The organism is Agrococcus sp. SCSIO52902 (assembly GCF_022983135.1).
In the GTDB taxonomy this organism is placed as follows: Bacteria; Actinomycetota; Actinomycetes; order Actinomycetales; family Microbacteriaceae; genus Agrococcus; species Agrococcus sediminis.
On sequence record NZ_CP095269.1, the window covers coordinates 1,919,853 to 1,945,855 of the forward strand.

At 74.0% G+C, this 26,003-nt stretch carries 26 protein-coding genes and 1 tRNA gene; 19 read left to right on the forward strand and 8 right to left on the reverse strand.

Features of this window, described 5'->3' with window-relative positions; translation table 11 throughout:
- Positions 1-6: 6 nt before the first annotated feature.
- The 10 genes from MU522_RS09465 (at position 7) to der (ending at position 9,612) form a co-directional block, all read left to right on the forward strand.
- On the forward strand, positions 7-1,701 hold the full coding sequence (locus tag MU522_RS09465) for a CTP synthase (protein ID WP_281439991.1): 1,695 nt from the start codon (positions 7-9) through the stop codon (positions 1,699-1,701).
- Positions 1,701-2,315: an NUDIX hydrolase gene (locus tag MU522_RS09470; RefSeq protein WP_128189300.1), complete on the forward strand. Its 615-nt coding sequence runs from the start codon at positions 1,701-1,703 to the stop codon at positions 2,313-2,315. The genes MU522_RS09465 and MU522_RS09470 overlap by 1 nt, the downstream gene beginning before the upstream one ends.
- Positions 2,316-2,325: 10 nt before the next feature.
- Positions 2,326-3,231, forward strand: coding sequence for a site-specific tyrosine recombinase XerD (gene xerD / locus MU522_RS09475; protein WP_246990748.1), 906 nt, complete (start codon positions 2,326-2,328; stop codon positions 3,229-3,231).
- Positions 3,232-3,337: 106 nt separating this feature from the next.
- The gene (locus tag MU522_RS09480) at positions 3,338-4,186 is read left to right on the forward strand and encodes a ParA family protein (RefSeq protein WP_128189313.1); all 849 of its coding nucleotides are present in this window, start codon (positions 3,338-3,340) and stop codon (positions 4,184-4,186) included.
- Positions 4,170-4,991, forward strand: a complete 822-nt coding sequence (locus tag MU522_RS09485; RefSeq protein ID WP_246990749.1) for a segregation/condensation protein A — start codon at positions 4,170-4,172, stop codon at positions 4,989-4,991. The genes MU522_RS09480 and MU522_RS09485 overlap by 17 nt, the downstream gene beginning before the upstream one ends.
- On the forward strand, positions 4,984-5,592 hold the full coding sequence (scpB, locus tag MU522_RS09490) for an SMC-Scp complex subunit ScpB (RefSeq protein WP_192575938.1): 609 nt from the start codon (positions 4,984-4,986) through the stop codon (positions 5,590-5,592). The genes MU522_RS09485 and scpB overlap by 8 nt, the downstream gene beginning before the upstream one ends.
- The gene (locus MU522_RS09495) at positions 5,589-6,329 is read left to right on the forward strand and encodes a pseudouridine synthase (protein ID WP_246990750.1); all 741 of its coding nucleotides are present in this window, start codon (positions 5,589-5,591) and stop codon (positions 6,327-6,329) included. Before scpB ends, MU522_RS09495 begins: the two co-directional genes overlap by 4 nt.
- A 24-nt stretch (positions 6,330-6,353) precedes the next feature.
- Positions 6,354-7,433: a prephenate dehydrogenase gene (locus tag MU522_RS09500; protein ID WP_246990751.1), complete on the forward strand. Its 1,080-nt coding sequence runs from the start codon at positions 6,354-6,356 to the stop codon at positions 7,431-7,433.
- Positions 7,430-8,104, forward strand: coding sequence for a (d)CMP kinase (cmk, locus tag MU522_RS09505; protein WP_128189295.1), 675 nt, complete (start codon positions 7,430-7,432; stop codon positions 8,102-8,104). Before MU522_RS09500 ends, cmk begins: the two co-directional genes overlap by 4 nt.
- Before the next feature lie 23 nt (positions 8,105-8,127).
- On the forward strand, positions 8,128-9,612 hold the full coding sequence (der, locus tag MU522_RS09510) for a ribosome biogenesis GTPase Der (RefSeq protein ID WP_128189294.1): 1,485 nt from the start codon (positions 8,128-8,130) through the stop codon (positions 9,610-9,612).
- 315 nt (positions 9,613-9,927) lie between these two features.
- Here the strand turns inward: der and pdxY are convergent, their stop codons facing one another.
- From pdxY to MU522_RS09530, 4 genes are read right to left on the reverse strand one after another with little or no spacing between them, the layout of a single operon-like run.
- Positions 9,928-10,779: a pyridoxal kinase PdxY gene (gene pdxY, locus MU522_RS09515; RefSeq protein WP_246990752.1), complete on the reverse strand. Its 852-nt coding sequence runs from the start codon at positions 10,777-10,779 to the stop codon at positions 9,928-9,930.
- Positions 10,776-11,294, reverse strand: coding sequence for a DUF2017 family protein (locus tag MU522_RS09520; protein ID WP_246990753.1), 519 nt, complete (start codon positions 11,292-11,294; stop codon positions 10,776-10,778). Before MU522_RS09520 ends, pdxY begins: the two co-directional genes overlap by 4 nt.
- Positions 11,291-11,536 carry an ATP-dependent Clp protease adaptor ClpS gene (locus tag MU522_RS09525; RefSeq protein WP_128189291.1) on the reverse strand — a complete coding sequence of 82 codons (246 nt, stop codon included), beginning with the start codon at positions 11,534-11,536 and terminating at the stop codon, positions 11,291-11,293. The genes MU522_RS09520 and MU522_RS09525 overlap by 4 nt, the downstream gene beginning before the upstream one ends.
- Positions 11,533-12,798 carry an MFS transporter gene (locus tag MU522_RS09530; protein ID WP_246990754.1) on the reverse strand — a complete coding sequence of 422 codons (1,266 nt, stop codon included), beginning with the start codon at positions 12,796-12,798 and terminating at the stop codon, positions 11,533-11,535. Before MU522_RS09530 ends, MU522_RS09525 begins: the two co-directional genes overlap by 4 nt.
- A 100-nt stretch (positions 12,799-12,898) precedes the next feature.
- Here MU522_RS09530 and MU522_RS09535 point away from each other — a divergent pair, with 100 nt between their 5' ends.
- The 7 genes from MU522_RS09535 (at position 12,899) to MU522_RS09565 (ending at position 19,336) form a co-directional block, all read left to right on the forward strand.
- Positions 12,899-13,696 carry a siderophore-interacting protein gene (locus tag MU522_RS09535; protein WP_246990755.1) on the forward strand — a complete coding sequence of 266 codons (798 nt, stop codon included), beginning with the start codon at positions 12,899-12,901 and terminating at the stop codon, positions 13,694-13,696.
- A gap of 107 nt (positions 13,697-13,803) precedes the next feature.
- Positions 13,804-15,246: a glyceraldehyde-3-phosphate dehydrogenase gene (locus tag MU522_RS09540; protein WP_246990756.1), complete on the forward strand. Its 1,443-nt coding sequence runs from the start codon at positions 13,804-13,806 to the stop codon at positions 15,244-15,246.
- Positions 15,247-15,350: 104 nt separating this feature from the next.
- The gene (locus MU522_RS09545; protein ID WP_128189287.1) at positions 15,351-15,842 is read left to right on the forward strand and encodes an FBP domain-containing protein; all 492 of its coding nucleotides are present in this window, start codon (positions 15,351-15,353) and stop codon (positions 15,840-15,842) included.
- Positions 15,843-15,844: 2 nt separating this feature from the next.
- Positions 15,845-17,053: an amidohydrolase family protein gene (locus MU522_RS09550; RefSeq protein ID WP_246990757.1), complete on the forward strand. Its 1,209-nt coding sequence runs from the start codon at positions 15,845-15,847 to the stop codon at positions 17,051-17,053.
- Positions 17,050-18,534, forward strand: coding sequence for a peptidase S10 (locus tag MU522_RS09555; protein WP_246990758.1), 1,485 nt, complete (start codon positions 17,050-17,052; stop codon positions 18,532-18,534). Before MU522_RS09550 ends, MU522_RS09555 begins: the two co-directional genes overlap by 4 nt.
- A gap of 165 nt (positions 18,535-18,699) precedes the next feature.
- Positions 18,700-18,776 (forward strand) — tRNA-Pro (locus MU522_RS09560).
- A 215-nt stretch (positions 18,777-18,991) separates the two neighbouring features.
- Complete coding sequence (locus MU522_RS09565; protein ID WP_128189285.1) at positions 18,992-19,336, forward strand: hypothetical protein; 345 nt, start codon at positions 18,992-18,994, stop codon at positions 19,334-19,336.
- Positions 19,337-19,416: 80 nt separating this feature from the next.
- Here the strand turns inward: MU522_RS09565 and MU522_RS09570 are convergent, their stop codons facing one another.
- Entirely contained in the window at positions 19,417-20,553 is a 1,137-nt protein-coding gene (locus tag MU522_RS09570) for a PQQ-dependent sugar dehydrogenase (protein WP_246990759.1), read from the reverse strand.
- A 93-nt stretch (positions 20,554-20,646) separates the two neighbouring features.
- Between MU522_RS09570 and MU522_RS09575 the strand changes: the two genes are divergently transcribed.
- Complete coding sequence (locus tag MU522_RS09575) at positions 20,647-21,150, forward strand: nitroreductase/quinone reductase family protein (RefSeq protein WP_246990760.1); 504 nt, start codon at positions 20,647-20,649, stop codon at positions 21,148-21,150.
- Between the two features lie 19 nt (positions 21,151-21,169).
- Here the strand turns inward: MU522_RS09575 and MU522_RS09580 are convergent, their stop codons facing one another.
- The gene (locus MU522_RS09580; RefSeq protein ID WP_146357621.1) at positions 21,170-21,424 is read right to left on the reverse strand and encodes a glutaredoxin domain-containing protein; all 255 of its coding nucleotides are present in this window, start codon (positions 21,422-21,424) and stop codon (positions 21,170-21,172) included.
- A 39-nt stretch (positions 21,425-21,463) separates the two neighbouring features.
- Here MU522_RS09580 and MU522_RS09585 point away from each other — a divergent pair, with 39 nt between their 5' ends.
- Positions 21,464-23,443, forward strand: coding sequence for an ATP-binding protein (locus tag MU522_RS09585; RefSeq protein ID WP_246990761.1), 1,980 nt, complete (start codon positions 21,464-21,466; stop codon positions 23,441-23,443).
- Here MU522_RS09585 and MU522_RS09590 read toward each other — a convergent pair.
- Positions 23,409-24,632: a PLP-dependent aspartate aminotransferase family protein gene (locus tag MU522_RS09590; RefSeq protein WP_246990762.1), complete on the reverse strand. Its 1,224-nt coding sequence runs from the start codon at positions 24,630-24,632 to the stop codon at positions 23,409-23,411. The two genes, MU522_RS09585 and MU522_RS09590, sit on opposite strands and share 35 nt — an antisense overlap.
- A gap of 58 nt (positions 24,633-24,690) precedes the next feature.
- A complete protein-coding gene (locus MU522_RS09595) occupies positions 24,691-25,962 on the reverse strand; it encodes a hypothetical protein (protein ID WP_246990763.1) in 1,272 nt (423 codons plus the stop codon).
- Between the last annotated feature and the right edge of the window lie 41 nt (positions 25,963-26,003).

The following is a 26,003-nucleotide window of genomic DNA, read 5'->3' on the forward strand; positions in this document are numbered from 1 at the left end:
AAGCCCGTGAACCACAGTGCAAACGGGACCGCAGCGCCGGCCAAGGTGACCAAGCAGATCTTCGTCACCGGAGGCGTCGTCTCGTCGCTCGGCAAGGGGCTGACGGCCGCGTCGCTCGGCAACCTGCTCACCGCCCGCGGCCTGCACGTGGTCATGCAGAAGCTCGACCCGTACCTCAACGTCGACCCGGGCACGATGAACCCGTTCCAGCACGGCGAGGTGTTCGTCACCGACGACGGCGCCGAGACCGACCTCGACATCGGCCACTACGAGCGATTCCTCGACGTCAACCTCTCGCAGGCCGCCAACGTCACGACCGGCCAGATCTACTCGCGCGTCATCGAGCGCGAGCGCCGCGGCGAGTACCTCGGCGACACGGTGCAGGTCATCCCGCACATCTCCGACGAGATCAAGCGGCGCATGCGCCTGCAGGCCGAGCAGCAGCCGCAGCCCGACGTCATCATCACCGAGATCGGCGGCACGGTCGGCGACATCGAGTCGCAGCCGTTCATCGAGTCGGCGCGGCAGATCCGCCACGAGCTCGGCCGCCGGAACGTCTTCTTCGTGCACGTCTCGCTCGTGCCCTTCCTCGGCGCCTCCGGCGAGCAGAAGACGAAGCCGACGCAGCACTCCGTCGCGACGCTGCGCTCGATCGGCATCCAGCCCGACGCGCTCGTGCTGCGCAGCGACCGGCCCGTGAGCGACGCGAACCGCAAGAAGATTGCGCTCATGTGCGACGTCGAGGAGGAGGCGGTCGTCAACGCGATCGACAAGCCCTCCATCTACGACATCCCCACGATGCTCACCGAGCAGGGCCTCGACGCGTACATCATCGGGCAGCTCGGCCTCGAGGCCGGCGACATCGACTGGTCGCGCTGGCAGCCCGTGCTCGACGGCGTGCACCACCCGAAGCACGAGGTGACGATCGGCCTCGTCGGCAAGTACATCGACCTGCCGGATGCGTACCTGTCGGTGACCGAGGCGGTGAAGGCCGGCGGGTTCGCGAACCAGACCAAGGTCAACATCCGCTGGATCCGGTCGGACGACTGCGAGACCCACGACGGCGCGGCGGCCCAGCTCGGCGAGCTCGACGGCATCATCGTGCCCGGCGGCTTCGGCATCCGCGGCATCGAGGGCAAGCTCGGCGCGCTGAGGTTCACGCGCGAGAACGAGATCCCAACGCTCGGCATCTGCCTCGGCCTGCAGTGCATGGTCATCGAGGCCGCCCGCAACCTGGCCGGCATCGAGGGCGCGTCGTCGACCGAGTTCGACGAGGGCACGCCCGCGCCGGTCATCGCGACGATGGCCGAGCAGGAGCAGCACATCCACGGCGGCGACCTGGGCGGCACGATGCGCCTGGGCCTGTACGAGGCGAAGCTCGCCGAGGGCTCGCTCGCGGCCGAGCTCTACGGCGACACCGTCTCGCACGAGCGCCACCGGCACCGCTACGAGGTGAACAACGCCTACCGCGACGAGATCGCCGCCGCGGGCCTCGCCTTCAGCGGCCTCTCGCCCGACGGGCACCTCGTCGAGTACGTCGAGCTGCCGGGCCACCCGTTCTACATCGCCACGCAGGCGCACCCCGAGCTGCGCAGCCGGCCGAACCGCGCGCATCCGCTCTTCCGCGGCCTCGTCGCCGCCGCCCTCGAGCGCCAGCGCGCCTCGAAGCTCTTCGACGAGACCGACGACGAGACGGCCTGATGCTCGCCGACGCGCTCGGCCAGCAGCCGGTGCTCGCCCGCGAGCAGCTGTTCGCGGGCCGGGTGTGGGACGTCGAGATGCAGGAGTTCGAGCTCGGTGGCGAGCGCATCCGCCGCGAGGTGGTCGTGCACCCCGGCGCCGTGGCGGTCGTCGCGATGAACGAGCGGGACGAGGTGTGCCTCGTGCACCAGTACCGGCACCCGGCCGGCGGCACGCTGTGGGAGCTGCCCGCGGGCCTGCTCGACGTGCACGGGGAGGATCCGCTCGCAGCGGCGCAGCGCGAGCTCGCCGAGGAGACCGACCTCGCCGCGGGCACCTGGCGGACCCTGCTCGACGTCTCGACCACGGGCGGGGGCTCGACCGAGATCATCCGGGTCTACCTCGCGACCGACGTGCGCGAGCTGCCGGAGGCGTTCGAGCGCACGCACGAGGAGGCCGTGATGGAGCGCCGGTGGGTGCCGCTCGCCGAGGTCGTCGACGCGGCGCTCGCGATGCGCCTCCACAACGCGACGCTGCTCTCGGCGGTGCTCGCCCTCGAGGCGATGCGCGCCCGCGGCGCCTCGCCGCACCCCGTCGACGCGCCGTTCGACTGGCATCCGGCCCACCGGCCGTGACCGGTCGGCCGTGACGCCCGCGCAGGCAGTCGACCGGCTGCTGCGGCAGCTCGCGATCGAGCGCGGCCTCTCGCAGCACACGGTCGCCGCGTACCGGCGCGACCTGGGCGGCTACCTCGCCGTGCTCGAGGCGCGGGACGTGACGGATGCCTCGGCGATCTCGGGCGACGACGTCGCGGCCTTCCGCGCCGAGCTCGCCGACCGAGGGCTGGCCGCGTCGTCGGTGGCGCGCCACCTGTCGGCCGTGAAGGCGCTGCACCGGTGGCTCGTCGACGAGCGGGTGGCCGCCGAGGACGTCGCGAAGGACCAGCGGCCGCCGAAGCTGCCGCAGCGGCTGCCGAAGGCGATCTCGGTCGCGCAGATGCAGCGGCTGCTCGAGGCCGCGGGCGGCGACGACCCCGCGGGGCTGCGCGACCGGGCGCTGCTCGAGCTGCTCTACGCCACCGGCGCCCGCATCTCGGAGGTCGTCGGGCTCGACGTCGACGACCTGGCGGCCACGGCCGACGAGCAGCAGCTCGTGCGCGTGACGGGCAAGGGCGCGAAGCAGCGCCTCGTGCCCGTCGGCTCGTACGCACGCCGGGCGACGGATGCGTGGCTCGTGCGGGGGAGGGCGGCGCTCGCGGCGACGGGGCGCGGCACGCCGGCGCTGCTGCTCGGCGCGCGGGGCGGCCGCCTCTCGCGCCAGGCGGCGTGGGAGATCATCCAGCGGGCCGCCGACGAGGCGGGCGTCGAGCACGTCTCGCCGCACACCTTCCGCCACTCGTTCGCCACGCACCTGCTCGAGGGCGGCGCCGACGTGCGCGTCGTGCAGGAGCTGCTGGGCCACGCATCCGTCGCGACGACGCAGATCTACACGCAGGTGACCGCCGACACGCTGCGCGACATGTACACGACGGCGCACCCGCGCGCGCGCTGAGGCTCAACCAGAGGTTGAGATACACGCCGCGCCCGCCTGCGCGGCGAAGGCGCGCGGCGTTCCTAGACTCGGGGGCGTGAGCACGCGCAACGAGACCCTGGCCGGCATGGAGGCACCTTCGCTCGGGCCCACCGGGCGTCCCCACCGCGACTTCCCGCAGCCCGAGCCGCTGCGCAGCCACGGCCCCGCGCGCATCGTCACCATGTGCAACCAGAAGGGCGGCGTGGGCAAGACGACCACGACGATCAACCTCGGCGCCGCGGTCGCCGAGTACGGCCGCCGCGTGCTCGCGATCGACTTCGACCCGCAGGGCGCGCTCTCGGCGGGCCTCGGCGTCGACAACCACGACGCGACGACGATCTACGACCTGCTGCTGAACCCGCGCCTCGACCCGCGCGAGGCGATCCAGTCGACGAGCGTCGAGGGCCTCGACGTCATCCCGGCCAACATCGACCTGTCGGCCGCCGAGGTGCACCTCGTCAACGAGGTCGCGCGCGAGCAGATCCTCTCGCGCGTGCTGCGCCGCGTCGCCGACGACTACGACCTCATCCTCATCGACTGCCAGCCGTCGCTCGGCCTGCTGACGGTGAACGCGCTCACCGCCGCGCACGGCGTGCTCATCCCGCTCGAGAGCGAGTTCTTCGCCCTCCGCGGCGTCGCGCTGCTGAAGGAGACGATCGAGAAGGTGCAGGACCGCCTCAACCCGGCGCTGCAGCTCGACGGCATCCTCGTCACCATGTACGACGCCCGCACGCTCCACGCCCGCGAGGTCATGGAGCGCGTCGTGGGCGCGTTCGGCGACACCGTGCTCGAGACGGTCGTGCGCCGCACGGTCAAGTTCCCCGACGCATCCGTCGCGGGCATCCCGGTCACGCAGTTCGCGCCCGACCACGCGGCGGCGGAGATCTACCGCCAGCTCGCGCGCGAGCTGATCGCCCGTGGCTCCATCGCCTGAGCCCGACGGCGCCGACGAGGAGCGCGGGTTCCGCCTCGCGCTCGACAACTTCGACGGGCCGTTCGACCTCCTGCTGACGCTCATCGGCAACCGGTCGATGGACGTCACCGAGATCGCCCTCTCGCGCGTCACCGACGAGTTCATCGCCTACGTGCGCACCCTCGACACCCGCGAGGAGCTCGAGCAGGCGAGCGAGTTCATCGTCGTCGCGGCGACGCTGCTCGACCTCAAGATCGCGTCGCTGCTGCCCGCCGGCGACGTCGTCGACAGCGAGGACGTCGCGCTGCTCGAGGCGCGCGACCTGCTGTTCGCGCGGCTGCTGCAGTACCGCGCGTTCAAGCAGGCGGCGCTGTGGATGGCCGAGCGGCTCGCCGCGGAGTCGAGCCGCCACGCGCGCTCGGTGCGGCTCGAGGAGCGCTTCCGGCAGCGCACGCCGGAGCTGCGCTGGACGCTGTCGGCCGACGACTTCGCGGCGCTCGCGCTCCTCGCGCTCACGCCGAAGGAGCTGCCGACGGTGGGCCTGACGCACCTGCACGCGCCGCTCGTGTCGATCCGCGAGCAGGCGGCGCACATCGTCGCGCGGCTGCGGCAGGCGGGCACGACCACGTTCCGCGAGCTCATCGCCGGCGAGGCGACGCGCGGCGTGATCGTCGCGCGCTTCCTCGCCGTGCTCGAGCTCTACCGGCACGCGGCGATCACCTTCGAGCAGCTCGAGCCGCTCGGCGAGCTCTCGCTCAGCTGGACGGGCCACGACTTCCGCGACGAGGACCTCGTCGCCCTGGGGGCAGACTATGACCATGCATGAGACGGATGCGCCGGCCAGGGCCGAGGAGGCGGGCGAGGCCGCCGCCGACCGGTCGCACCTGCCGCTCGAGCGCCGCATCGAGGCGATCCTCATGGTCGCCGACGAGCCGCAGGGCGCCGTGCACCTCGCGACGTCGCTGCGCGTGCCGGTGCCGGCGGTGAAGGCCGCGATCGAGGCGCTGCGCGCCGACTACGACGGCGAGGGCGCGGGGCCCCAGCGCGGCTTCGAGCTGCGCGAGGTCGGCGGCGGCTGGCGCGTCTACGTGCGCGCTGAGTACGACGCCGACGCGACCGACTTCGTGCTCACGCAGACGCCCACGCGGCTGTCGCAGGCCGCGCTCGAGACGCTCGCGGTGATCGCCTACAAGCAGCCGATCACGCGCGGCGCGGTCGCAGCCATCCGCGCCGTCAACGTCGACTCGGTCGTGCGCACGCTGCTCGGCCGCGGCCTCATCCGGGAGGCCTTCGCCGACAGCGAGACGGGCGCGATCCACTACGAGACGAGCGAGCTGCTGCTGACGCAGCTCGGCCTCAACTCGCTCGACGAGCTGCCGCCGATCTCGCCGCTGCTGCCCGACGGGGAAGAGGACGTGCTCGCATGAACGCCATCGAGGGCGAGCGCCTCCAGAAGGTCCTCGCGGCCGCCGGCGTCGCCAGCCGCCGCGTGGTCGAGGACATGATCGTCGCCGGCCGCATCGAGGTCGACGGGCGCGTCGTGACCGAGCTCGGCACGCGCATCCGCCCCGACGCGCGCGTGACGGTCGACGGCACCGCGGTGCAGCTCGACACCACCAAGCGCTACCTCATGCTCAACAAGCCCACCGGCGTCGTCTCGACCATGAGCGACGAGCGCGGCCGCCGCGACCTGCGCGAGTTCACCGACAGGGTGGGGGAGCGCGTCTACAACGTGGGCCGCCTCGACAGCGACACCTCGGGCCTGCTGCTGCTGACCAACGACGGCGAGCTCGCGCACGTGCTCGCGCACCCGTCGTTCGGCGTCGAGAAGACCTACGTCGCGAAGGTGCGCGGCGCGGTCGACCAGCGCACCATCCGGCGACTGCTCGACGGCTTCGAGCTCGAGGACGGCGAGATCCACGCCGATGCGGCGCGCCTCGTCGGCCGGCCCTCGCAGGGCCACTCGATGGTCGAGCTGACCCTGCACTCGGGCCGCAACCGCATCGTCCGGCGCATGCTCGACGACGTCGGGCACCCGGTCGTCGAGCTCGTGCGGCGCAGCTTCGGGCCGCTGCACCTCGGCACCCTGCGGTCGGGCGCGGTGCGCGAACTCACTAGCATGGAGCGCGGTGCCATCCTCACGCTCTCGCGATCGGCGCCGTAAGCCAGCAGCCAGCAAGGAGCCCTCGTGACCCACCGACTGCGCGGCCCCGTCCGCATCGTCGGCACCGGGCTGCTCGGCACCTCCATCGGCCTCGGGCTCGCCGCCCGCGGCGTCGAGGTGCAGCTCGCCGACGCGAGCCCCACCGCGATGCGGCTCGCCGCCGACTACGGCGCGGGCCGCCCCGCCGAGCCCGGCGACGCCCCGGAGCTCATCGTCGTCGCCGTGCCGCCCGACGTCACCGCGCAGGTCGTCGCCCGCGAGCTCGAGGCGTTCCCGGATGCGGTGGTCGCCGACGTCGCGTCGGTCAAGGCCGTGCCGCTCGCCGAGCTTCGCGCGCTCGGCGCCGACATCAGCCGCTACCTCGGCACGCACCCCATGGCGGGCAGGGAGCGCTCCGGCGCGCTCGCCGGCTCCGGCGACCTCTTCGTCGGCCGGCCCTGGGTGATCGCCGGCCACGACGGCATCTCCTACGAGCGCGGCAGCCTCGTCGACGACCTCATCCTCGACCTCGGCGCCGTGCCGATCGAGTCGACGCCCGAGGAGCACGACCGCGCCGTCGCGATCGTCAGCCACGTGCCGCAGCTCGTCTCCTCGCTCATGGCCGCGCGCCTCGCCGACGCGCCCGACGAGGCGCTGCGCCTCGCCGGCGGCGGCGTGCGCGACGTCACGCGCGTCGCGGCGAGCGACCCGGCGCTCTGGATCCAGATCCTCGGCGCGAACGCGCCGGCGGTGGTCGAGCAGCTGCGGGCCCTGCAGGCCGACCTCGCGACGCTCGTCGACGCGCTCGACGACGTCGACGCATCCGGGAGCCGCAAGGCGGTGGCGGATGCGCTGCGCGCGGGCAACGAGGGCGTCGCGCGCCTGCCGGGCAAGCACGGCACGCACGCGCGCTTCACCCGGGTGCAGGTGCGCGTCGACGACCGCCCGGGCCAGCTCGCGCGGCTGCTCGCCGACATCGGCGACGCCGAGGTGAACCTCGAGGACGTGCGCATCGACCACGCGGAGGGCGCCCAGTTCGGCGTCGCCGAGATCACCGTGCTTCCCGAGGCCGTGCAGCGCCTGCACGACGCGCTCGAGGAGCTGGGCTGGCAGGTGGTCGCATGAGCGCCGAGCGCCGAGCGACCGTGGTCGCGATCGACGGCCCCGCCGGCAGCGGCAAGTCGTCGGTCGCGCGCGCCGTCGCGCGTGAGCTGGGCTTCCGCTTCCTCGACACGGGCGCCGCCTACCGCGCGCTCGCCTGGCTCGTGCTCGAGCGCGGCGGCGACACCGACGACGAGCCCACCGTGCTCGCGGCGCTCGAGCGGCTCGGCACGCTCGAGCTCACCGTGGAGCCTGCGGGGCAGCGCGTCGCCATCGACGGGCACGACGTGACCGAGGCGATCCGCAGCGAGCGCATCTCGGCCGCCGTCTCGGGCGTCGCGCGCACGCTCCCCGCCCGCAGCGCCGTGAACGAGCGCTTCCGCGCGATCATCGCCGACGCGGAGCCCGGCATCGTCGCCGAGGGCCGCGACATCACCACGGTCGTCGCGCCCGACGCCGACGTGCGGGTGCTGCTCACGGCCGACGAGGCCGTGCGCATCCGCCGCCGCTTCGGCGACGTCGGCGGCGACGAGTTCCAGGTGGGTGCGCGCCTCGCGGCGCGCGACGCCTCCGACTCGAAGGTGATCGACTTCCTGACCGCAGCCGACGGCGTGACCGTCGTCGACTCCACCGACCTGACGTTCGACGAGACCGTCGACGCGATCGTCCGCCTCGTGCGCGACCGCGTCTCATGAGCACGCATTCTGAAGAGGGACCGATGAACGAAGAGATCGAGCACGAGGCCGGCGAGGCCGACGCGTACGAGACCGACGAGGCGCGCGTCTCGGCGCTCCGCGCGGGGCTGTCGGACTACGAGCTCGACGCCGAGGACGCCGCGCTCCTCGAGCTCGCCGAGGCGGGCCCGGATGCGCTGCGCGTGCTGCCCGCGCTGCCGGTGCTCGCGATCGTCGGGCGGCCCAACGTCGGCAAGTCGGCGCTCGTCAACCGCATCCTCGGCCGCCGCGAGGCCGTCGTCGAGGACACGCCGGGCGTGACGCGCGACCGCGTCACCTACAAGGCGGAGTGGAACGGCCGGCCGTTCACCGTCGTCGACACCGGCGGCTGGGAGCCCGACGCGCGCGGCATCGACCGCTCGGTCGCGCTGCAGGCGGAGGTCGCGGTCGACCTGGCCGACGCGGTGCTGTTCGTCGTCGACGTGAACGTCGGCCCCACCTCGACCGACGAGCACGTCGTGCGGATGCTGCGCCAGTCGAACCGGCCCGTGCTGCTCGTCGCCAACAAGGCCGACGACGCCCGCCGCGACCTCGAGGCCGCCTCGCTCTGGAGCCTGGGCCTCGGCGAGCCGCACCCCGTCTCGGCCGTGCACGGCCGCGGCGTCGCCGACCTGCTCGACGCGGCCATGGAGCTGCTGCCCGAGGTCTCGGCGGTCGCGAAGGAGGAGCTGGGCGGTCCGCGCCGCGTGGCGCTGCTCGGGCGGCCCAACGTCGGCAAGTCGTCGCTGCTCAACAAGGCGGCCGGCGAGGAGCGCGTCGTCGTCAACGAGATCGCGGGCACGACGCGCGACCCCGTCGACGAGCAGATCGAGCTCGGCGGCCGCGTCTGGCGCTTCGTCGACACCGCCGGCATCCGCCGCCGCGTGCACCTGCAGCAGGGCGCCGACTTCTACGCGACGCTCCGCACGCAGGCCGCGCTCGAGAAGGCGGAGGTCGCGGTCGTGCTCATCGACGTGACGGAGCCCATCTCGGAGCAGGACGTGCGCATCGTCGACCTCGTGCTCGAGTCGGGGCGCGCGCTCGTGCTCGCGTTCAACAAGTGGGACCAGCTCGACGACGAGCGCCGCCGCTACCTCGAGCGCGAGATCGAGCAGGACCTCGGCCACGTCGACTGGGCGCCGCGCGTCAACATCTCGGCGCGCACCGGCCGCCACCTCGAGAAGCTCGTGCCCGCGCTCGAGCTCGCGCTCGACTCGTGGGACACGCGCATCCCGACCGGCAAGCTCAACGCCTTCATCGCCGACATCGTGTCGGCGCACCCGCACCCGCTGCGCGGCGGCAAGCAGCCGCGCATCCTCTTCGCCACGCAGGCGTCGACGCGGCCGCCGACCTTCGTCCTCTTCACGACCGGGTTCCTCGACCCGCAGTACCGCCGCTTCATCCAGCGACGCCTGCGCGAGGACTACGGCTTCGAGGGCACGCCGATCCAGGTCAACATGCGTGTCCGGGAGAAGCGCGAGCGCCGCTGATCCCGTTGGCGAGCAGCCGCCGGAGGCGGCGTATCGAGACCGGTTCTCGACGAGCGGGTGGGCGCGGTCCCGTTGGTCGAGCAGCCGCCGGAGGCGGCGTATCGAGACCGGGTGGGTCGCGTCTCGAAACGGCCCTTCGGGCCTACTCGACGAGCGGGAGGGCGCGGTCCCGTTGGTCGAGTAGCCGCCGTAGGCGGCGTATCGAGACCGGGTGGGTCGCGTCTCGATACGGCCCTTCGGGCCTGCTCGACGAGCGGGTCAGGGCCTACTCGACGAGCGGGGAGTGGGGGAGCGGGTGTCGACGAGCGCGCGCGCTCAGCGCACCTGCCTGGCCCGGAACTGCATGCGCGGGTGCGCGAACGCATCCTGCGCCTGCACGAGGCGCAGCTCGCGCTCGCCCGACTCGAGGGTCGTCTGCAGCAGGTCGAAGACGCTCGAGGCGGTGCGCTCGAGCGCGGTAGCCGCGGAGCCGGTCTCGCGGTAGTGCGCGGTGAAGACGGCGCTCGTGACATCGCCGGAGCCGTTTGCCTTGAACGGCAGGTGCGGCGTCTGCAGCAGCCACGCGCCCTCGTCGTCGACCGCGAGCATCTCGATGGTGTCGGCCTCGCGGTCGGGCCGCAGCACGCTCGTCACGAGCACGGTGCGCGGCCCCAGGTCGCGCAGGCGGTCGACCGAGTCGAGCGTCGACGCGATCGTGTCCGGATCCGTGCCCGTCATGAACCCGAGCTCGAACTGGTTGGGCGTGAGGATGTCGGCGTGGGGGAGCGCCCGCTCGCGGATGAGCGGCGGGATCGTCGGCGCGACGAAGCAGCCCGACTTGGCGTTGCCCATGACGGGGTCGCACGTGTACGTGGCGGCCGCGTTCGCGGCCTTGACGCGAGCGACCGCGTCGAGCACGACGTCGACGATCTCCTCGCCGCCGAGGTAGCCCGAGAGCACGCCGTCGACGGTGCCGAGCACCCCGCGCTCCTCGATGCCGGCGACCACCGCGCGCACGTCGTCGGCGGGGATGAGCGGGCCGCCCCACGTGCCGTAGCCGGTGTGGTTGGAGAAGTTGACGGTGAGCACGGGCCACACCTCGTGGCCCATGCGCTGGAGCGGGAAGACGGCGGCGGAGTTGCCGACGTGGCCGTAGGCGACGTGCGACTGGATCGACAGGAACCTCATCCCCCGATCCTCCCATCCAGCGCCTCCAGCAGCGTGCCCTGCACGAAGAGCACCCAGTCGGCCACGTCGCGGAACTGCGCGATGTCGTCGTCGGTGACGTCGGGATGCAGCTGGCCCGGCTCCTGCGAGGTGCGCACGTGCAGCACGAGCCGCACCTCCCCGAGCGACCGCAGCCACGCATCCGCCCCCTCCGCGTCGACCTCGAGCTCGACCTCGTCGCCGTCGACCTCGGTCGGCAGCGCCGCCTCGAGGTCGGCGACCATGCGGGTCATGGAGCGGATGCGCTCGCCTGCGATGTCGACGGAGGCCAGGCGGCGGAACTCTGCCGCGTCCTGCGGGTCGGCGTAGGCGGCCGGGTAGAGGCGGGCCATCACCGGGTCGTCGGCGATCGCGCGCCCGTCGGCGACCGCGCGGTGCAGGCCCAGCACCTGGCGCCCGAGGGTCGCGAGCAGGTCGGCCTCGTCGACGAGCATCGAGCAGCGTGCGACGTCGCCGTCGCGGCGCCATGCCCTCACGGCTGCACCCGCTCGAGCGTCGCGACGAGGCCGTCGGCGTGCAGGCCGGCGACGAGCATCTCCTGCTCCTCCCGGGCACCGCGCGCGACCTCGGCGCGGCCGTCGCGCTCGGCCTGCGCCATGAGCTCGCCCGCCCGCTCGCGGTCGAGCCCGAAGCGGCGCACGAGCACGTGCACGACGTACGCCTGCGGCGTGATGGGGTCGTCCCAGAGCAGCGTCGCCCAGGCGGTCGGCTCGCTCACCGGTCGACCACCTCGATGCCGGCCGTGGTCGGGCCGAGCACGGTCGCGACGATGTGGTGCGCGGCGGTGTCGGGGCCGCGGCGGTCGATCGCGATGCTCCAGAGGGCGAGCGCGAAGCCGAGGGCGGCGAGCGCGACGCCGAGCCACGCGGGGGCGAGGTAGCCGTAGCCCGCGGCGATGACGGCGCCGCCGAGCGTCGCGCCGAGCGCGTTGCCGACGTTGAACGCCGCGTGGTTCGTGGCCGCGCCGAGCAGCTCGGCCTCGCCCGCGATGCGGATGATGCGGGCCTGGATCGTGGGCGTGAGGGCGGAGCCGGCCCCGCCGATGAGGAAGCCGAGCACGTACATCGCGACCGGGTTCGCGCCGAGCAGGCCGAAGAGCGCGAGCGCCGCGATCAGCAGCGGGAACGCGATGAGGATGGTGCGGCGCAGGCTCCGGTCGCTCGCCCAGCCGCCGACGACGTTGCCGATCGTCATGCCGAGGCCGATCGTCATCAGGAGCCACGCGATCGCCGACTCGGGCAGCAGCGCAACGCGCGTGACGATCTCGGCGGCATAGGAGTAGACGGCGAAGAAGCCGCCGAAGCCGACGCATGCGACCGCGATCATGAGCCAGAGGCGCGGGCTGCGGAACGCGGCGAGCTCGCGCCGCGCGGAGCGCGTCGGGTCGCCCGGCACGCGCGGCAGCGCGACGAGCGCCATCACGAGCGTCGCGGCGAAGATCACCGCGATCGCCGCGTACGTCCACCGCCAGCCGGCCGCCTGGCCGAGCCAGGTGCCGAGCGGCACGCCGATGACGTTCGCGATCGTCAGGCCCGACAGGGCGAGCGCGATGCCGGCGCCCTGCCTGCCCGGTCCCATGATGCGCGCCGCGAGCAGCGAGGCGACGCCGAAGTAGGCGCCGTGGGGCACGGCGGCGGCGAAGCGCGCGACGAGCGTCAGCTCGAACGTGGGCATGAGCCCGCTCGCGAGGCTCGCCGCCGCGAAGGCTGCGACGAGCAGCAGCACGAGCGTGCGCTGCGACATCCGGGCCGCCCAGATCGACACGAGCGGCGCGCCCACGACGACGCCGAGCGCGTACGCGGTGATCATCCAGCCCGCGTGCGCGATGCCGACCGCCGGGTCGTCGCCGAAGCCGGGCACGAGCTCGGCCGCGGCGAGGGGGAGGATGCCCATGGTCGCGAACTCGGAGGTGCCGATGCCGAAGCCGCCCAGGGCGAGGGTGAAGAGCGCCAGGACGCGCCGGGCCGGAGAGAGCTGCATGCTGCGTCGATCGTACGCGCGTGCGGCGTCGCGCCCGGCTTGCTACATTGGTCAGGTAAGGCTTGCCTCACCTGAGGCTCAGACACCTCGGAGGCGGCGCATGGCGGGACCGGAGCGCGTGGCGGCGGTGGCACCTCGGTTCATCGAGCTCGAGGTGCTCGGCGCCCAGCAGGTCTCCCCGCACATCCGGCGCATCACGCTCGGCGGCGACGAGGTCGGCGCGATGACGCCGCAGGGCTACGACCAGTGGTTCCGCTTCTTCATGCGCCGCGAGGGGCAGGACGCCCTGCGCGTGCCCGAGAGCCCCTCCACCTGGTTCCCGCAGTACCTCGCGATGCGCGAGTCGCAGCGGCCGTGGATCCGCAACTACACGGTGCGCGGCTTCCGGCTCGACGCCGGCGAGCTCGACATCGACTTCGTCTGCCACGAGGACCCGGGCCCGGGCGCCGCGTGGGCGCTCGCGGCCGAGCGCGGCGAGCGCGCCGTGCTGCTCGACGAGGGCCTGCTCTACAACGACGACGGCCTCGAGGGCGACCTGCTCATGGTCGGCGACGAGTCGGTGCTGCCCGCGATCGCCGGCATCTGCGGCTCGCTCGCGGACGACGCGCGCGGCACCGCCGTGATCGAGGTCGGCCACCGCGACGACATCCAGGAGTTCGCGCGGCCCGAGGGCCTCGACGTGCGGTGGGTCGAGCGCGGCGGCGTGCGCGAGGGCCAGGCGGCGCTCGAGGAGCTGCGCGGCCTGCGCATGCCCGAGCAGCTCGGCTACGCGTACAACGCGGGCGAGCAGTCGCTCGCCACCGGCGCCCGACGGCACCTCGTGCGCGAGCGCGGCGTCGACAAGCGGCGCATCACGTTCACCGGCTACTGGAAGCTCGGCAAGTCCTACGTCGACTGAGCGTCGAGCGCCGAAACTTCCGGTGAAGTTTCGCACGGGTGACCATCGGGGCATCCTGACGCCTGGATCGGCCGGTGCCGGCCCATCCGCTTGCCTATCGTGAAGACGTGCCCACCGCAGCCTCACTCCCGGTCGACAGCGCCCACCAGGCGTGGCTCGACCGCGTCGCCCTGGCCGAGCTCGCCGTGCCGATCATCGGCCGCCTCTACCGGGAGCGCGACGTCGTCACGCACGTGCACGGCAAGAAGCTCGTCAACCAGTCGCCGATCGAGATCCTGAAGGCGCACAAGTGGGCGCGCCGCGTGGGCGAGCGCGTGCTGCGCATCGACGACTCGATGCAGGTGCTGCGCATCGTCGACGAGCTGGGACTCCGCGGCATCTCGCTCGACCTGGGCGTCATCCTCGGCGAGGCGCCCGAGGAGGGCTTCGAGGACTGGGCGCGCGCGCACGTCGCCGCGCTGCCCTCGTGGTCGCAGGACGAGCCCACCGACGTCGTGCTCTACGGCTTCGGCCGCATCGGCCGCCTGCTCGCGCGCATCCTCATCGGCCACGCCGGCAGCGGCCTGGGCCTGCGCCTGCGCGCGATCGTCGTGCGCCGCGGCGGCGACGACGACCTCGAGAAGCGCGCGAGCCTGCTGCGCCGCGACTCGGTGCACGGCGCCTTCCAGGGCACGATCGACATCGACCACGAGGCGGGCACGATCCTCGCGAACGGCACGCTCATCCAGGTCATCTACTCCGACGACCCGACCAGCGTCGACTACACCGCCCACGGCATCCAGCGCGCGATCGTCGTCGACAACACCGGCCGCTGGCGCGACGAGGCGGGCCTCGCGCAGCACCTCGCATGCCCCGGCGTCGAGCGCGTGGTGCTGACCGCACCGGGCAAGAGCCCGCTGAAGAACATCGTCTTCGGCGTGAACCACGACACGATCGCCGCCGACGACACGATCGTCACCGCCGCCTCCTGCACCACGAACGCGATCACCCCGGTGCTGCAGGTGATCGACGAGGCGTTCGACATCGAGCACGGCCACGTCGAGACGGTGCACTCGTACACGAACGATCAGAACCTCATCGACAACTTCCACAAGGGCGCCCGCCGCGGCCGCTCCGCCGCGCTCAACATGGTGCTCACCGAGACCGGCGCCGCGAAGGCCGTCGCGAAGGCGCTCCCGCAGCTGGAGGGCAAGCTCACCGGCAACGCGATCCGGGTGCCGACGCCCGACGTGTCGATGGCCATCCTCAACCTCACGCTCGGCCACGACGTCGACCGCGACGAGGTCAACGAGCTGCTGCGGCGCACGTCGCTGACCGGCGAGCTGCGGGCGCAGATCGACTTCACCGACTCGCCCGAGGTCGTCTCCACCGACTTCGTCGGCAACAACCGCGCCGGCATCGTCGACGGACTCGCGACGATCGCGAGCGGCCGGCACCTCGTGCTCTACGTCTGGTACGACAACGAGTACGGCTACTCGTCGCAGGTCGTCCGCGTCATCGAGCACATGGCCGACCAGATGGCGAAGGCCCGGCAGCTGCAGCCGGCCTGACACAGACTTGCCGCCGTCGGGACTCTCCTGGGTGGAGGCCCGACGGCGGCAAACCCCTCCCGCGCATCCGACGCGTCCCGCGCGCATCCGATAGCGTCGTCGGCATGCGCGAGGTGACCGAGACCGAGCTGCGGAGCTGCTTCGTCAACGCGACGCAGCGCGAGCTCGACCAGATGCCGATGCCAGGCCTGCACGAGACGATCTGGGCCGAGCGCGAGTACCTCGGCTGGCGCGACCAGCGGTCGTCGCGCATCGGCTACCTCGTGCACTGGCGCGACGACGAGCTGATCGGCGTGGTGGTGCGCTCGGCCCCCGGCGGCATGCGCCCCGGCATCGCGGCCATGTGCTCGCTGTGCCACTCGACGCAGCCCGCGACGCAGGTGCGCATGTTCAGCGCCCGGCTCGCGAGCCTCGATGGCGACACGGGCAGCTCGATCGGCACGTACATCTGCGAGGACCTCGCGTGCTCGCACATCATCCGCACCGGCCCGCCGCACCTCGTGAGCCCGGAGCGGGTGGCCTCGCGCGGCGCGGCGCTGCTCGGCCGCGTGACCCGCTTCACGCAGCGGGTCGAGCGAGCGTCGCGGGAGGCCTGAGCGTGCGGCGGCTCGACCGCATCCGGAACGTGCGGCCGTGGGGCGGGCCCGCCGTGGACGTCGTGCTCGACGGCGACCGGATCGCGGCCCTGGAGCCTGCCGGGAGCGGGCCGGCGGGGAGCGAGCCGCCCGCGGACTCGGCGGTGCTCGACGGACGCGGCCTGCTCGCGCTGCCGTCGATCGTCAACGCGCACGCGCACGTCGACAAGTCGTGGATGGGCCTGCCGTGGCAGCCGTACGGCGGCGAGGGCGGCACCGACGGCCGCATCCGGCACGAGCGGGCGCGGCGCGACGAGCTCGGCATCCCGAGCGTCGAGCGCACCGCCGCCGTGCTCGACGCGCACGTGCGGCACGGCACGACCGCGCTCCGCACGCACGTCGACGTCGACACGGGCATCGGCCTCAGCGGGATCGAGGCGGTGCGGGAGGCCGTGGGCGCCTACGAGGGTGCGGTCGAGGCGACGATCGTGGCGTTCCCGCAGGACGGCGTGCTGCGACGCCCCGGCGTGCTCGCGCTGCTCGATCGGGCGGCCGCGGAGGGCGCGGAGCACATCGGCGGGCTCGACCCGGCCTCCATCGACCGCGACCCCGTGGGGCAGCTCGACGCGATCTTCGACCTCGTGGCACGCCACGGGTGCGGCCTCGACATCCACCTGCACGACGCGGCCGAGCTCGGCGCCTTCCAGCTCGAGCTGATCGTCGAGCGCACGCAGCGGCTCGGGGTCGCCGGCCGCGTGAACATCGCGCACGGCTTCGCGATCGCCCAGCTGCCCGACGCGCGCCGCCACGACCTGCTGCAGGCGATGGGCGAGCTCGGCATCACGATGACGACGGTCGCGCCGCTGCGGCTGCCGCAGCTGCCCATGGCCGAGCTCGACGCGGCCGGTGTCGGCCTCGCCTTCGGGACCGACGGCATCCGCGACCTCTGGAGCCCCTACGGCACGGGCGACACCCTCGGCATCGCGTGGCAGTTCGCGCGGGCCTCGTCGATCGTGCGCGACGACGACCTCGCTCGGGTCGTCGAGCTCGCGACGCGCGGCGCGGGCGGCTTCGTCGGCCGAGCGGTGCACGACCTCGTGCCGGGGGCGCGCGCCGACATCGTGCTGCTCGACGCCGAGCACGCCATGGACGCGCTCGTGCGAGTGCCGCCGCGCCTCGCCGTCGTCGGCGGCGGCCGGCTGCTGCACGAGGCCGTATCGTCGAGCGGGTGAGCGACGACGCCGAGAAGACCCCGCAGCCCGCGAAGACCGATGCGCCCGAGGTGCACGTCGCCGACGACATGGTCGTGACGCACCACGAGCTCGAGACGCCGGGCGGCACGCTGCGCTACACGGCCCGCGCCGGTCGCGTGGTGCTGTGGGAGGAGAAGGTCGAGTCGGAGGTCTTCCGCGGCAGGAAGCCGCGGGCGCAGGTCGCGATCACCGCGTACACGCTCGACGACGCCGACCCGACCGAGCGGCCCGTGACCTTCGCGTTCAACGGCGGCCCGGGCTCGGCGAGCGTCTGGCTGCACATGGGCGTGCTGGGGCCGAAGCGGGTCGTGATGGGGGATGCGGGCGAGCTCGCACCGCCGCCGTACGCGGTCGTCGACAACCCCGAGTCGCTGCTCGCCGTGAGCGACCTCGTCTTCATCGACCCCGTCTCGACCGGGCGCTCGCGGCCCGTCGAGGGCGAGAAGGCCAAGGACTTCCACGGCTTCACCGCCGACATCGAGTCGGTCGCCGAGATCATCCGCCAGTGGGTGACGGGGCAGGGCCGCTGGCTGAGCCCGAAGTTCCTCGCGGGGGAGTCGTACGGCACCACCCGCGCGGCCGGGCTCGCCCAGCTGCTGCAGGAGGAGCTCGGCATGTACCTGAACGGGCTCATGCTCATCTCGAGCGTGCTCGACTTCTCGACCGCCAACTTCGAGCGGGGCGGCGACCGCGCCCACGCGCTGTACCTGCCGTTCTACGCCGCGACCGCCTGGCGGCACGGCTTCCACGAGGGCCGCGAGCTCGCCGAGGTCGTCGACGAGGCACGCGCCTACGCCGCGCGCGACTACGCCTACGCGCTCTCCCAGGGCTCCCGCCTGACGGCCGAGGAGCGGGCGGATGCGGTGGCCGCGGTCGCGCGCCTGACCGGCCTGTCGGAGTCGTACGTCGACGGCGCCGACCTGCGCATCGAGCACTGGCGCTACTTCGGCGAGCTGCTGCGCGACCGAGGGCTGACGGTCGGCCGGCTCGACTCCCGCTTCACGGGTCCGGCGGCGAGCGGGATCGCCGAGCACATGGACGCGGATCCGTCGATGGACGCGATCCTCGGGCCGTACTCGGCCGCCTACCAGCACTACCTCCACCACGACCTGGGCGTGCGCGACTCCGGCCCCTTCCACGTGTTCGGCAAGGGCGTGAACGAGGGCTGGAGCTACAAGGAGTTCGAGAACGCGCCCGTGTACGTGCTCGACCGGCTCTCGCGCGCGATGCGGCAGAACCCGCACCTCGCGGTGCACTTCGCGTACGGCTGGTTCGACGGCGCGACGCCGTTCTCGGCTGCCGAGGACTCGGTCGCGCACCTGCGCATCCCGGAGGCGCTGCGCGAGAACCTCGAGCACCGCTACTACGAGGCCGGGCACATGATGTACGTGCACGAGCCGTCGCGGCAGGCGCAGTCGGCCGACCTCGCGGACTTCGTGCGGCGGCGCTCCGGCCGCTGACGCGGCGACGCGCTCGGAGCGGGTGCTCGCCTCGCCCCTCCGCTGGTCGAGGAGCGCGCCGCCGCAGGCGGCACGCGTCTCGAGACCATCCGGCGGCGCACCTGCCGCCCCGCGGATGCGCTAGTCTGTTGCAGTTGCCTTCGGGCAGCTCGATCGCGAGATCGACGGGCTGTGGCGCAGCTTGGTAGCGCACTTGACTGGGGGTCAAGGGGTCGCAGGTTCAAATCCTGTCAGCCCGACCATCGAACGGCTCCGGACCGCACGCGGCTCCGGGGCCGTTCTGCGTGTCCGCGCCGCGAACTGTGCCGGAACCGCATGAAACCCTGAGGGTACAAATCCCATAACGCTGTTACGATAACGCCCGAGCGGTGCCGACGAAGGGGTCGACCGCGCGGGCTCCTCCCGAGGTGCGGTGCGCGTCTGTCGCTCACGATCACACCTCAAGAGGAGTCACACCATGAAGAAGACACTCGCGGCCCTCGGGGTCGCCGGTCTCGCCGTCGTCGGCCTCGCCGCCCCCGCGCAGGCCGCGCCGCCTCCGCACGCCGAGATGAACCACGAGTCGTACTGGGAGAACCTCGGCTACGGCGACTGCGAGAAGATGGAGTTCGACGACGGCGTCGGCAGCTTCACCCTTCCCGAGCCCCCCGCCGGCCAGCAGTACACGCTGCTGGTGCTGAAGGCCGGCTCCGGTGCCGGCGCCAACGACATCATCGAGTGGCCGGCGCCGGGCACCTACTGGCACAGCTCCGACAAGGACCTGAGCCACGTCATCTACTGCATGGACGGGTACGTGAGCTGACGCTCCCGCTCGACCCCGACTCCGATGGGGCCCTGCAGCAGGGCCCCATCGGTCGTGTCCGGGCCCGCCCAGGACGAGCGCTACGGCACGAAGACCAGGATGCGGTCGTCGCCCTCCGCGGGCGCGCCCCGCCCGTCGGTGTTGCCCGTGAGCGCCCAGAGCGCGCCGTCCGGTGCGAGCACGACGTCGCGCATCCGCCCGTGCTCCGCGAGCCAGTGCACGGTCGACCGGCTCGGATCGGCGAGGTCGACCTGCCGCAGCGACTGGCCGCGCAGGTTGGCGATCCACAGCGACCCGTCGGCGTACGCCATGCCGCTCGGGCTCGCCTCGCTCGGGTGCCACTGCTGCAGCGGATCGACGAAGCGCGCGTCGCCCGCGGCGCCCTCCACGACCGGCCAGCCGTAGTTCGCGCCCGCCTCGATGCGGTTGAGCTCGTCCCACGTGCTCTGCCCGAACTCGGTGGCGTACATCGCGCCCTCGTCGTCCCAGGCGAGGCCCTGCGGGTTGCGGTGGCCGAGGCTGTAGACGGGGGAGCCGGGGAACGGGTTGTCGGCGGGGATCGCGCCGTCGGGCTCCACGCGCAGGATCTTGCCGGCGAGGCTCGACGGGTCCTGCGCGGCGTCGGGCCGCGAGGCGTCGCCCGCGGTCACGTAGAGCATCCCGTCGGGGCCGAAGGCGATGCGGCCGCCGTTGTGGTTCGCCGCGCGCGGCAGCCCCTCGAGCACGACCTCGGGCTGCCCGAGCCGCAGGGCGCCCGGCTCGCCCGAGAGCGGCGCGCGCAGCACCCGGTTGTCGTCGGCGGTCGTCGTGCACGCGTAGAGGTAGCCGTCGTGCACGGCGAGCCCGAGCAGCCCGCCCTCGCCGCCCGCCATCGTCCCGGCGACCTGCGCGAGCGGCTCGAGGCTGCCGTCGGCCGACACCTCGACGACGGTCGCCGAGTCGCGCTCGCTCACGAGCGCGGTCGTCGCATCGACGAAGGCGATCGACCAGGGCGCGCGCAGCCCCGTCGCGTGCACCGCCGGCTGGTCGAGCGTGCCCGGGTCGACGCTCGCCGCGCTCGGAGCGGGGCCGGATGCGGTCGGCCCGGCAGGCGGCCTCGTCGCGGTCGCGGCCGGCGAGGGCTCGGTCGCGGCGGGGCCGCAGCCCGCGAGCAGCGCTGCCGCCGCGGTGGCGGCCATCGCGCGGGCGAGCCGCGCTCGGCCGGGGCGTGGCTGCATGGCGGATCCTCCATCGTGCGTGGCCCAACCCTACGCCGGGGCCGGGGGATGGCCCCCTGTGCCCGGCGCCGCGCCGCGCCTACGCTCGCAGCCATGAGCGATCCCGCAGCGCCGCTGCCGCCCGCGCCGCCGCCCGCCGGGCCGCTGCCCGCCGTGCCGCCCCGCTGGTTCATCCGCACGGCGTGGGTCGTGCACCGCGCCCTCTACCGGATCTCCGGCGGGCGCCTCGGCCTCTCGCGGCCGCGGCCGGGGAAGTACGGCATGCTGCGGCTCCACACCGTCGGACGCCGCACGGGCGAGCCCCGCGTGGCGATCGTCGCGTACTACGAGGACGGGCCGGACCTCGTCACGATGGCGACGAACGGCTGGGCGGAGGCCCACCCCGCCTGGTGGCTGAACCTGCAGGCGCACCCCGACGCATCCGTCGACCTGCCGGGCGGCACGCGGCGCGTGCGCGCGCGGGAGGCGCACGGCGTGGAGCGCGAGCGCCTCTGGTCGGGCTTCGACGCGTACAGCGAGGGTCCCTCGATGGCCGAGTACGCGCGCCTGCGCGCCCGGCGCACGCCGGTGGTCGTGCTGGAGCCCGCCGACCGCTGACGCGGCCGGCGCCGCGGCTTCAGACGAGCGACAGCTCGCGCAGCTTCGCCTCGACCTCGTCGTTCGACGGCTCGACCTGGTGCGAGCCGTCGGGGAAGACGACGACGGGGATGTTCATGCGACCGGAGATGCGCTGCGCCTCGGCGGCGGCGGTCTCGTCGCGCTCGAGGTCGACGTAGTCGTAGTCGACGCCGAGGCCGTCGAGCTGCTGCTTGGTGCGTCGGCAGTCGCGGCACCAGTCGGCGCCGAACACGCGGAGGGAGGAGGCAGTCATCCCTCCACCCTACGGGGGCCGCCGGAGTACGGTCTCCCTGTGAGCAGCGCCGTCGTGGACGTGCCGCCCTCCGCGGAGCCCGAGCGCGCACCGCGGCGGGTGCCGCCGTGGTGGACGTGGCCGATCGCCGCCGCGGTCGTCTTCGCCGCGGCGCTCGCGGGCGTGCTCTTCGCGCCGCAGGGCACGACGGTCGCGGTGTGGTGGCCCGCGGCCGGCCTCTCGGTGCTCTTCGCCCTCCTGCAGCCGGCGTCGCGCCTGCCCGCTGCCGTGCTGCTCGTGCTCGCGGTGACGATGACGGCCAACCTCGTCGCGGGCCGCCCGCCGGCGCTGTCGATCGGGTTCGGCATCGCCAACGCGGCCGAGGTGGCGGTCGTCTCGGCGCTGCTCGGCTGGGGTCGCCGCGACTTCCGGCTGTCGACGATCGTGGCGGGCGTGCGCTTCGCCGCCGCGGCGGCGGCCGGCGGCATCGTCGCAGGCATCCTCGGCGCGGCAGCGATCGCGCTGCTGAGCGGCGCCGCCCCCTGGCCCGTCGCGGGCTTCATCGCCGCCTCGCACGCCGCAGCCGTCGGGATGATCGCTCCCTTCGCGCTGCTGCCCCGGCGCCTGCCGGTGCGGGCGACGCGCGCCGAGATGGCGGTGCAGGCGCTCGCGCTCGCGGTCGTCATCGGGGTCGTCTTCCACCCCGACACGGCGCTGCCCCTGACCTTCGCGCCCTACCCGCTGCTGGCCTGGGCGGCCTTCCGCTTCCCGATCCGCGTCGTCCTGATCGAGACGCTGCTCGCGGCGCTCGCGATGCTCGCGCTCACGCTCGCCGGCGGCGGCGTGCTCGGCGCGCCGACCACCGACGCCCTCACCGGCGCCGCGCTGCTCGAGGTCTTCCTCGTGACGTTCACGGGCCTCGCCGTCGTGCTCACGGCGGCGCAGTACGAGCTGCGCGCGACCGGTCGGCAGCTCGAGGCCTCGACGCGGCTGCTCACCGGCAGCGTCATCGACGCGCGCGTCGGCCTCGCGATCGTGCTCCGCGACGCCTCGCTCGCGCGCCTCACCTGGGCGAACCGCGTGGCCCGCGAGCTGCCCGAGCCCGAGCTCGACGACGATCGCTGGGACGGGCCCATCCGCGCCGCCGCGGCCCGGGCGCTGGTCACGGGCGAGCAGGCCACGGTCGTCGACGCCGAGGGACGCACCATCACCGTCGCAGCCAACCGCATCCACGGCGACGAGGAGCTCTTCGCCGTGCAGCTGCTCGACGTGACGTCGATCCTGCAGGCGCAGCAGGCCCGCGCCGACGCCGACGTCGAGGCGGCCGCCGCGCGCACGATCCGCGCCGAGCTCGAGCGCCAGCGCGACGACTTCCTCGCCACGACGAGCCACGAGCTGCGCACCCCCATCACCAGCATCGTCGGCTTCGCCGAGCTCGTGGCGGAGTCGGATGCGGTGGCCGAGACCGAGCGCAGCTGGCTGGCCGTCATCGAGCGCAACGCCCAGCGGCTGTCCGAGCTCGTCGAGGACCTGCTGACGCTGAGCGGCGGCGCGACCGCGCCGCCGCGTCCCCAGACGCCCGAGCGGGTCGACTGCGCGGCGGTGCTCGAGGAGGTCGCAGGGGGCCAGCGACTCGTCAGCGAGCGCAAGGGGCTGGCCGTCGAGGTCGACGCGGGCGCGCACGCGGTGCTCGCCTCCCGCAGCGACGTCGAGCGCGCGGTCTCGAACCTGCTCGCGAACGCGATCAAGTTCACGCCGGAGGGCGGCAGCATCCGGCTGTCGGCCGACCGCGACGCGGCGGCGGGGGAGGTCGTCGTCGAGGTCGCCGACACGGGCCCTGGCATGAGCGACGAGGAGCTCGGCCACGCCTTCGACCGCTTCTACCGCGCCCCCGGCGCCGAGCGCGACAACATCCCCGGCACCGGCCTCGGGCTCTCGATCGTGGCCGAGCTCGCCCGCAGGAACGGCGGGTCCGCCGCGCTCCGGCGCAACGGCGCCGGCGGCATCACCGCATCGCTGCGGCTGCCGTCCGCACCGTGACCGCGGTCGCCTCGAGCGCCTGCGCGAGGTCGGCGATGAGGTCGTCCGGGTCCTCCAGGCCGATCGACAGGCGCAGCACCCCGGCGTCGGGCTTCGCCTCCGGCGCGACCGGCCGGTGCGTGAGCGAGGCCGGGTGCTGGATGAGCGAGTCGACCGAGCCGAGCGAGACCGCGTGCGTGAACAGGCGCACACCCTCGGCCACGGCGGCGGCCGCGGCGAAGGAGCCCACATCGACGGCGAGCATCGACCCGGGCCCCGCCATCTGCCGGCTCGGTCCCACGAGACCCAGCGGGTCGCATCCGTCGAGCCCCGGGAAGCGCACCGCGCGCACGCCCGGCAGGTCGAGCAGCGCCTCGGCGACGCGCACCGCGCCCGCCTGCTGCGCGCGCACGCGCAGCGGGAGCGTCTGCAGGCCGCGGTGCATGAGGTAGGCGCTGAGCGGATGCGCGATGGCGCCGGTGATGGCGCGCACCGGGCGGAGCGCCCGCGCCCACGCCTCGTCGCAGGCGACGACGCCGCCGAGCACGTCGCCGTGGCCGCCGATGTACTTCGTCGCCGAGTGCATCGAGAGCGCCGCGCCGTGGTCGAGCGGCCGCTGCAGCACCGGCGTCGCGAAGGTGTTGTCGACGAGCACGGGCGCCTCGCCCGCGGCGGCGACGAGCGCGTCGAGGTCGACGAGCTCGAGCGTGGGGTTGGCGGGCGTCTCGGCGATGACGAGGCCCGTGTCGGGCCGCACCGCGCGCTCGACCGCCTCGACCGAGTCGACGCACGTCGTCTCGGTGCCGAGCAGGCCGGTCGCGAGCAGGTGGTCGGTGCCGCCGTAGAGCGGCCGCAGCGCCACCACGTGCGCCCCGCGCCGCTGGCGCGCGGCGGTCAGCACCGCCGTCGTCGTGGCCATCCCCGACGCGAACGCGACCGCGGCCTCCGCGCCCTCGAGCGCGGCGAGCGCCTGCTCGAAGCGCGCGACCGTCGGGTTCCAGAGCCGCTGGTAGACGGCGGAGCCGTCGCCCACGTCGCCGCCGGTCGCGAGCCGCTCGTAGGCGTCGCCGCCGGAGTCGACGCCCGCGAGCGGGTTCGTGGAGGAGAGGTCGATCGGTGCTGCGTGCACGCCCAGCGATCGGAGCTCGTCGCGGCCGGCGTGCACCGCGAGCGAGTCGAGTCGGAGGCGAGCGTCATTGCTCGTCGTCATGGCCACCATGATGCCCGAAAGGGGAGGTGATGCGGGCCGCGGCGGATGCGGCGCGCCGTCAGCCCTCCGGGTTCGGCTCGGCGGGCGTGGTGGGCTCCGGCGCCGGTGCGGGCGGCTGCGGGGTGGGAGCCGGCTCGGGGTCGGGCAGCGGCGGCGGCACCGGGTCGGGCAGAGCGGGCTCGACCGGCGGCTCGACGGGGGCGGGCTCCACGGGGGCAGGCTGGCTCGGTGCCGGTGCCGGAGCCGGAGCGGGAGCCGGCGCGGGCTCCGGGGCGGGCTGCACGGGCACGGGCCGCGGCTCGACCGGCACGGGCGCCGGCTGCGGCCGCGTCGTGCCGGGGTCGGTGATCGGCCGCGGTGCGGCCCGGTCGATCGCGTCGCGCGCCTCCTGCGACGCGGTGGCGAGCAGTGCCGCGCCCTCGGGGTCGCCGGTGGCCTCGAGCTGGAAGGCCTCCGCCATCCATGCCGCCGCGACGTGCAGCGCGAGCCCCTCGACGAGGTCGAGCACGTCGGCCGGCGTGTGCCCGCCGCGGACGACGGCGAGCACCGACGCGATGTGCCGGTCGGCGTCGCCCAGGGCCGTCTTCGCGCCCGTCGGCGCGAGGGCGAGCGCCGAGCGCAGCGCGTCGATGTCGGTGCGGCTCTCGGCCGCCGACGCCGCGGCGGCGCCCAGCCGGGCGATCGCGGCCTCGAGCCGGTCGATGCGCGCGTCGTCGAAGTCGCGCGGGTCGCCGAGCGAGCGCAGCTCGCGGTCGAGGTCGTCGACGTTCTCGGCCGTCACCGCCGCGATCGGCGGTCGCTCGGCCGCGGCCGCCTCGACGCAGGCGCCGAGCAGGTCGAAGGCCGCGGGGTCGCCGGCGGCGTCAGCCCGCTGCTGCCAGCGGTCGGCGAGCGCGCGGTCGTCGGCGGTCGTGAAGCCTTCGTCGACGATCGCGCGCAGCAGCGCCGTGCGCTCCTCGCCGAACGCGCTGCGCTCGCGCTCGCCGAGCACGCCCTCGGCGCCGCCGACGTGCTCGGCGGCCGTCAGCACGTCCTCGGCACGGCGCTCGAGGGCGACCGCGGCGACGATGCGCACCTCGAGCTCGCACGCGGCCTGCTCGTGCTGCTCGTGCCACGACGTGATCTGCCCGGCGAGGATGCCGGCGCGCGCCTGCGATCCCCAGGCGACGACCGAGCCGGAGACGATGAGGGCGGATGCGCCGAGAGCCGCGAGGCCGACGGTCCAGCGGCGCCTGCGGCGCAGTCGGTGCCGCTCGGCGAGCACCGCCGCGCGACGGCGCGCCTCGGCGGCATCGAGGCCCCTTGGCCCCGGCGCCGGCTGCTCGTCCACGGTGGACCTCGCAATCATGCAGGAAGTGCACGTTCATGCTA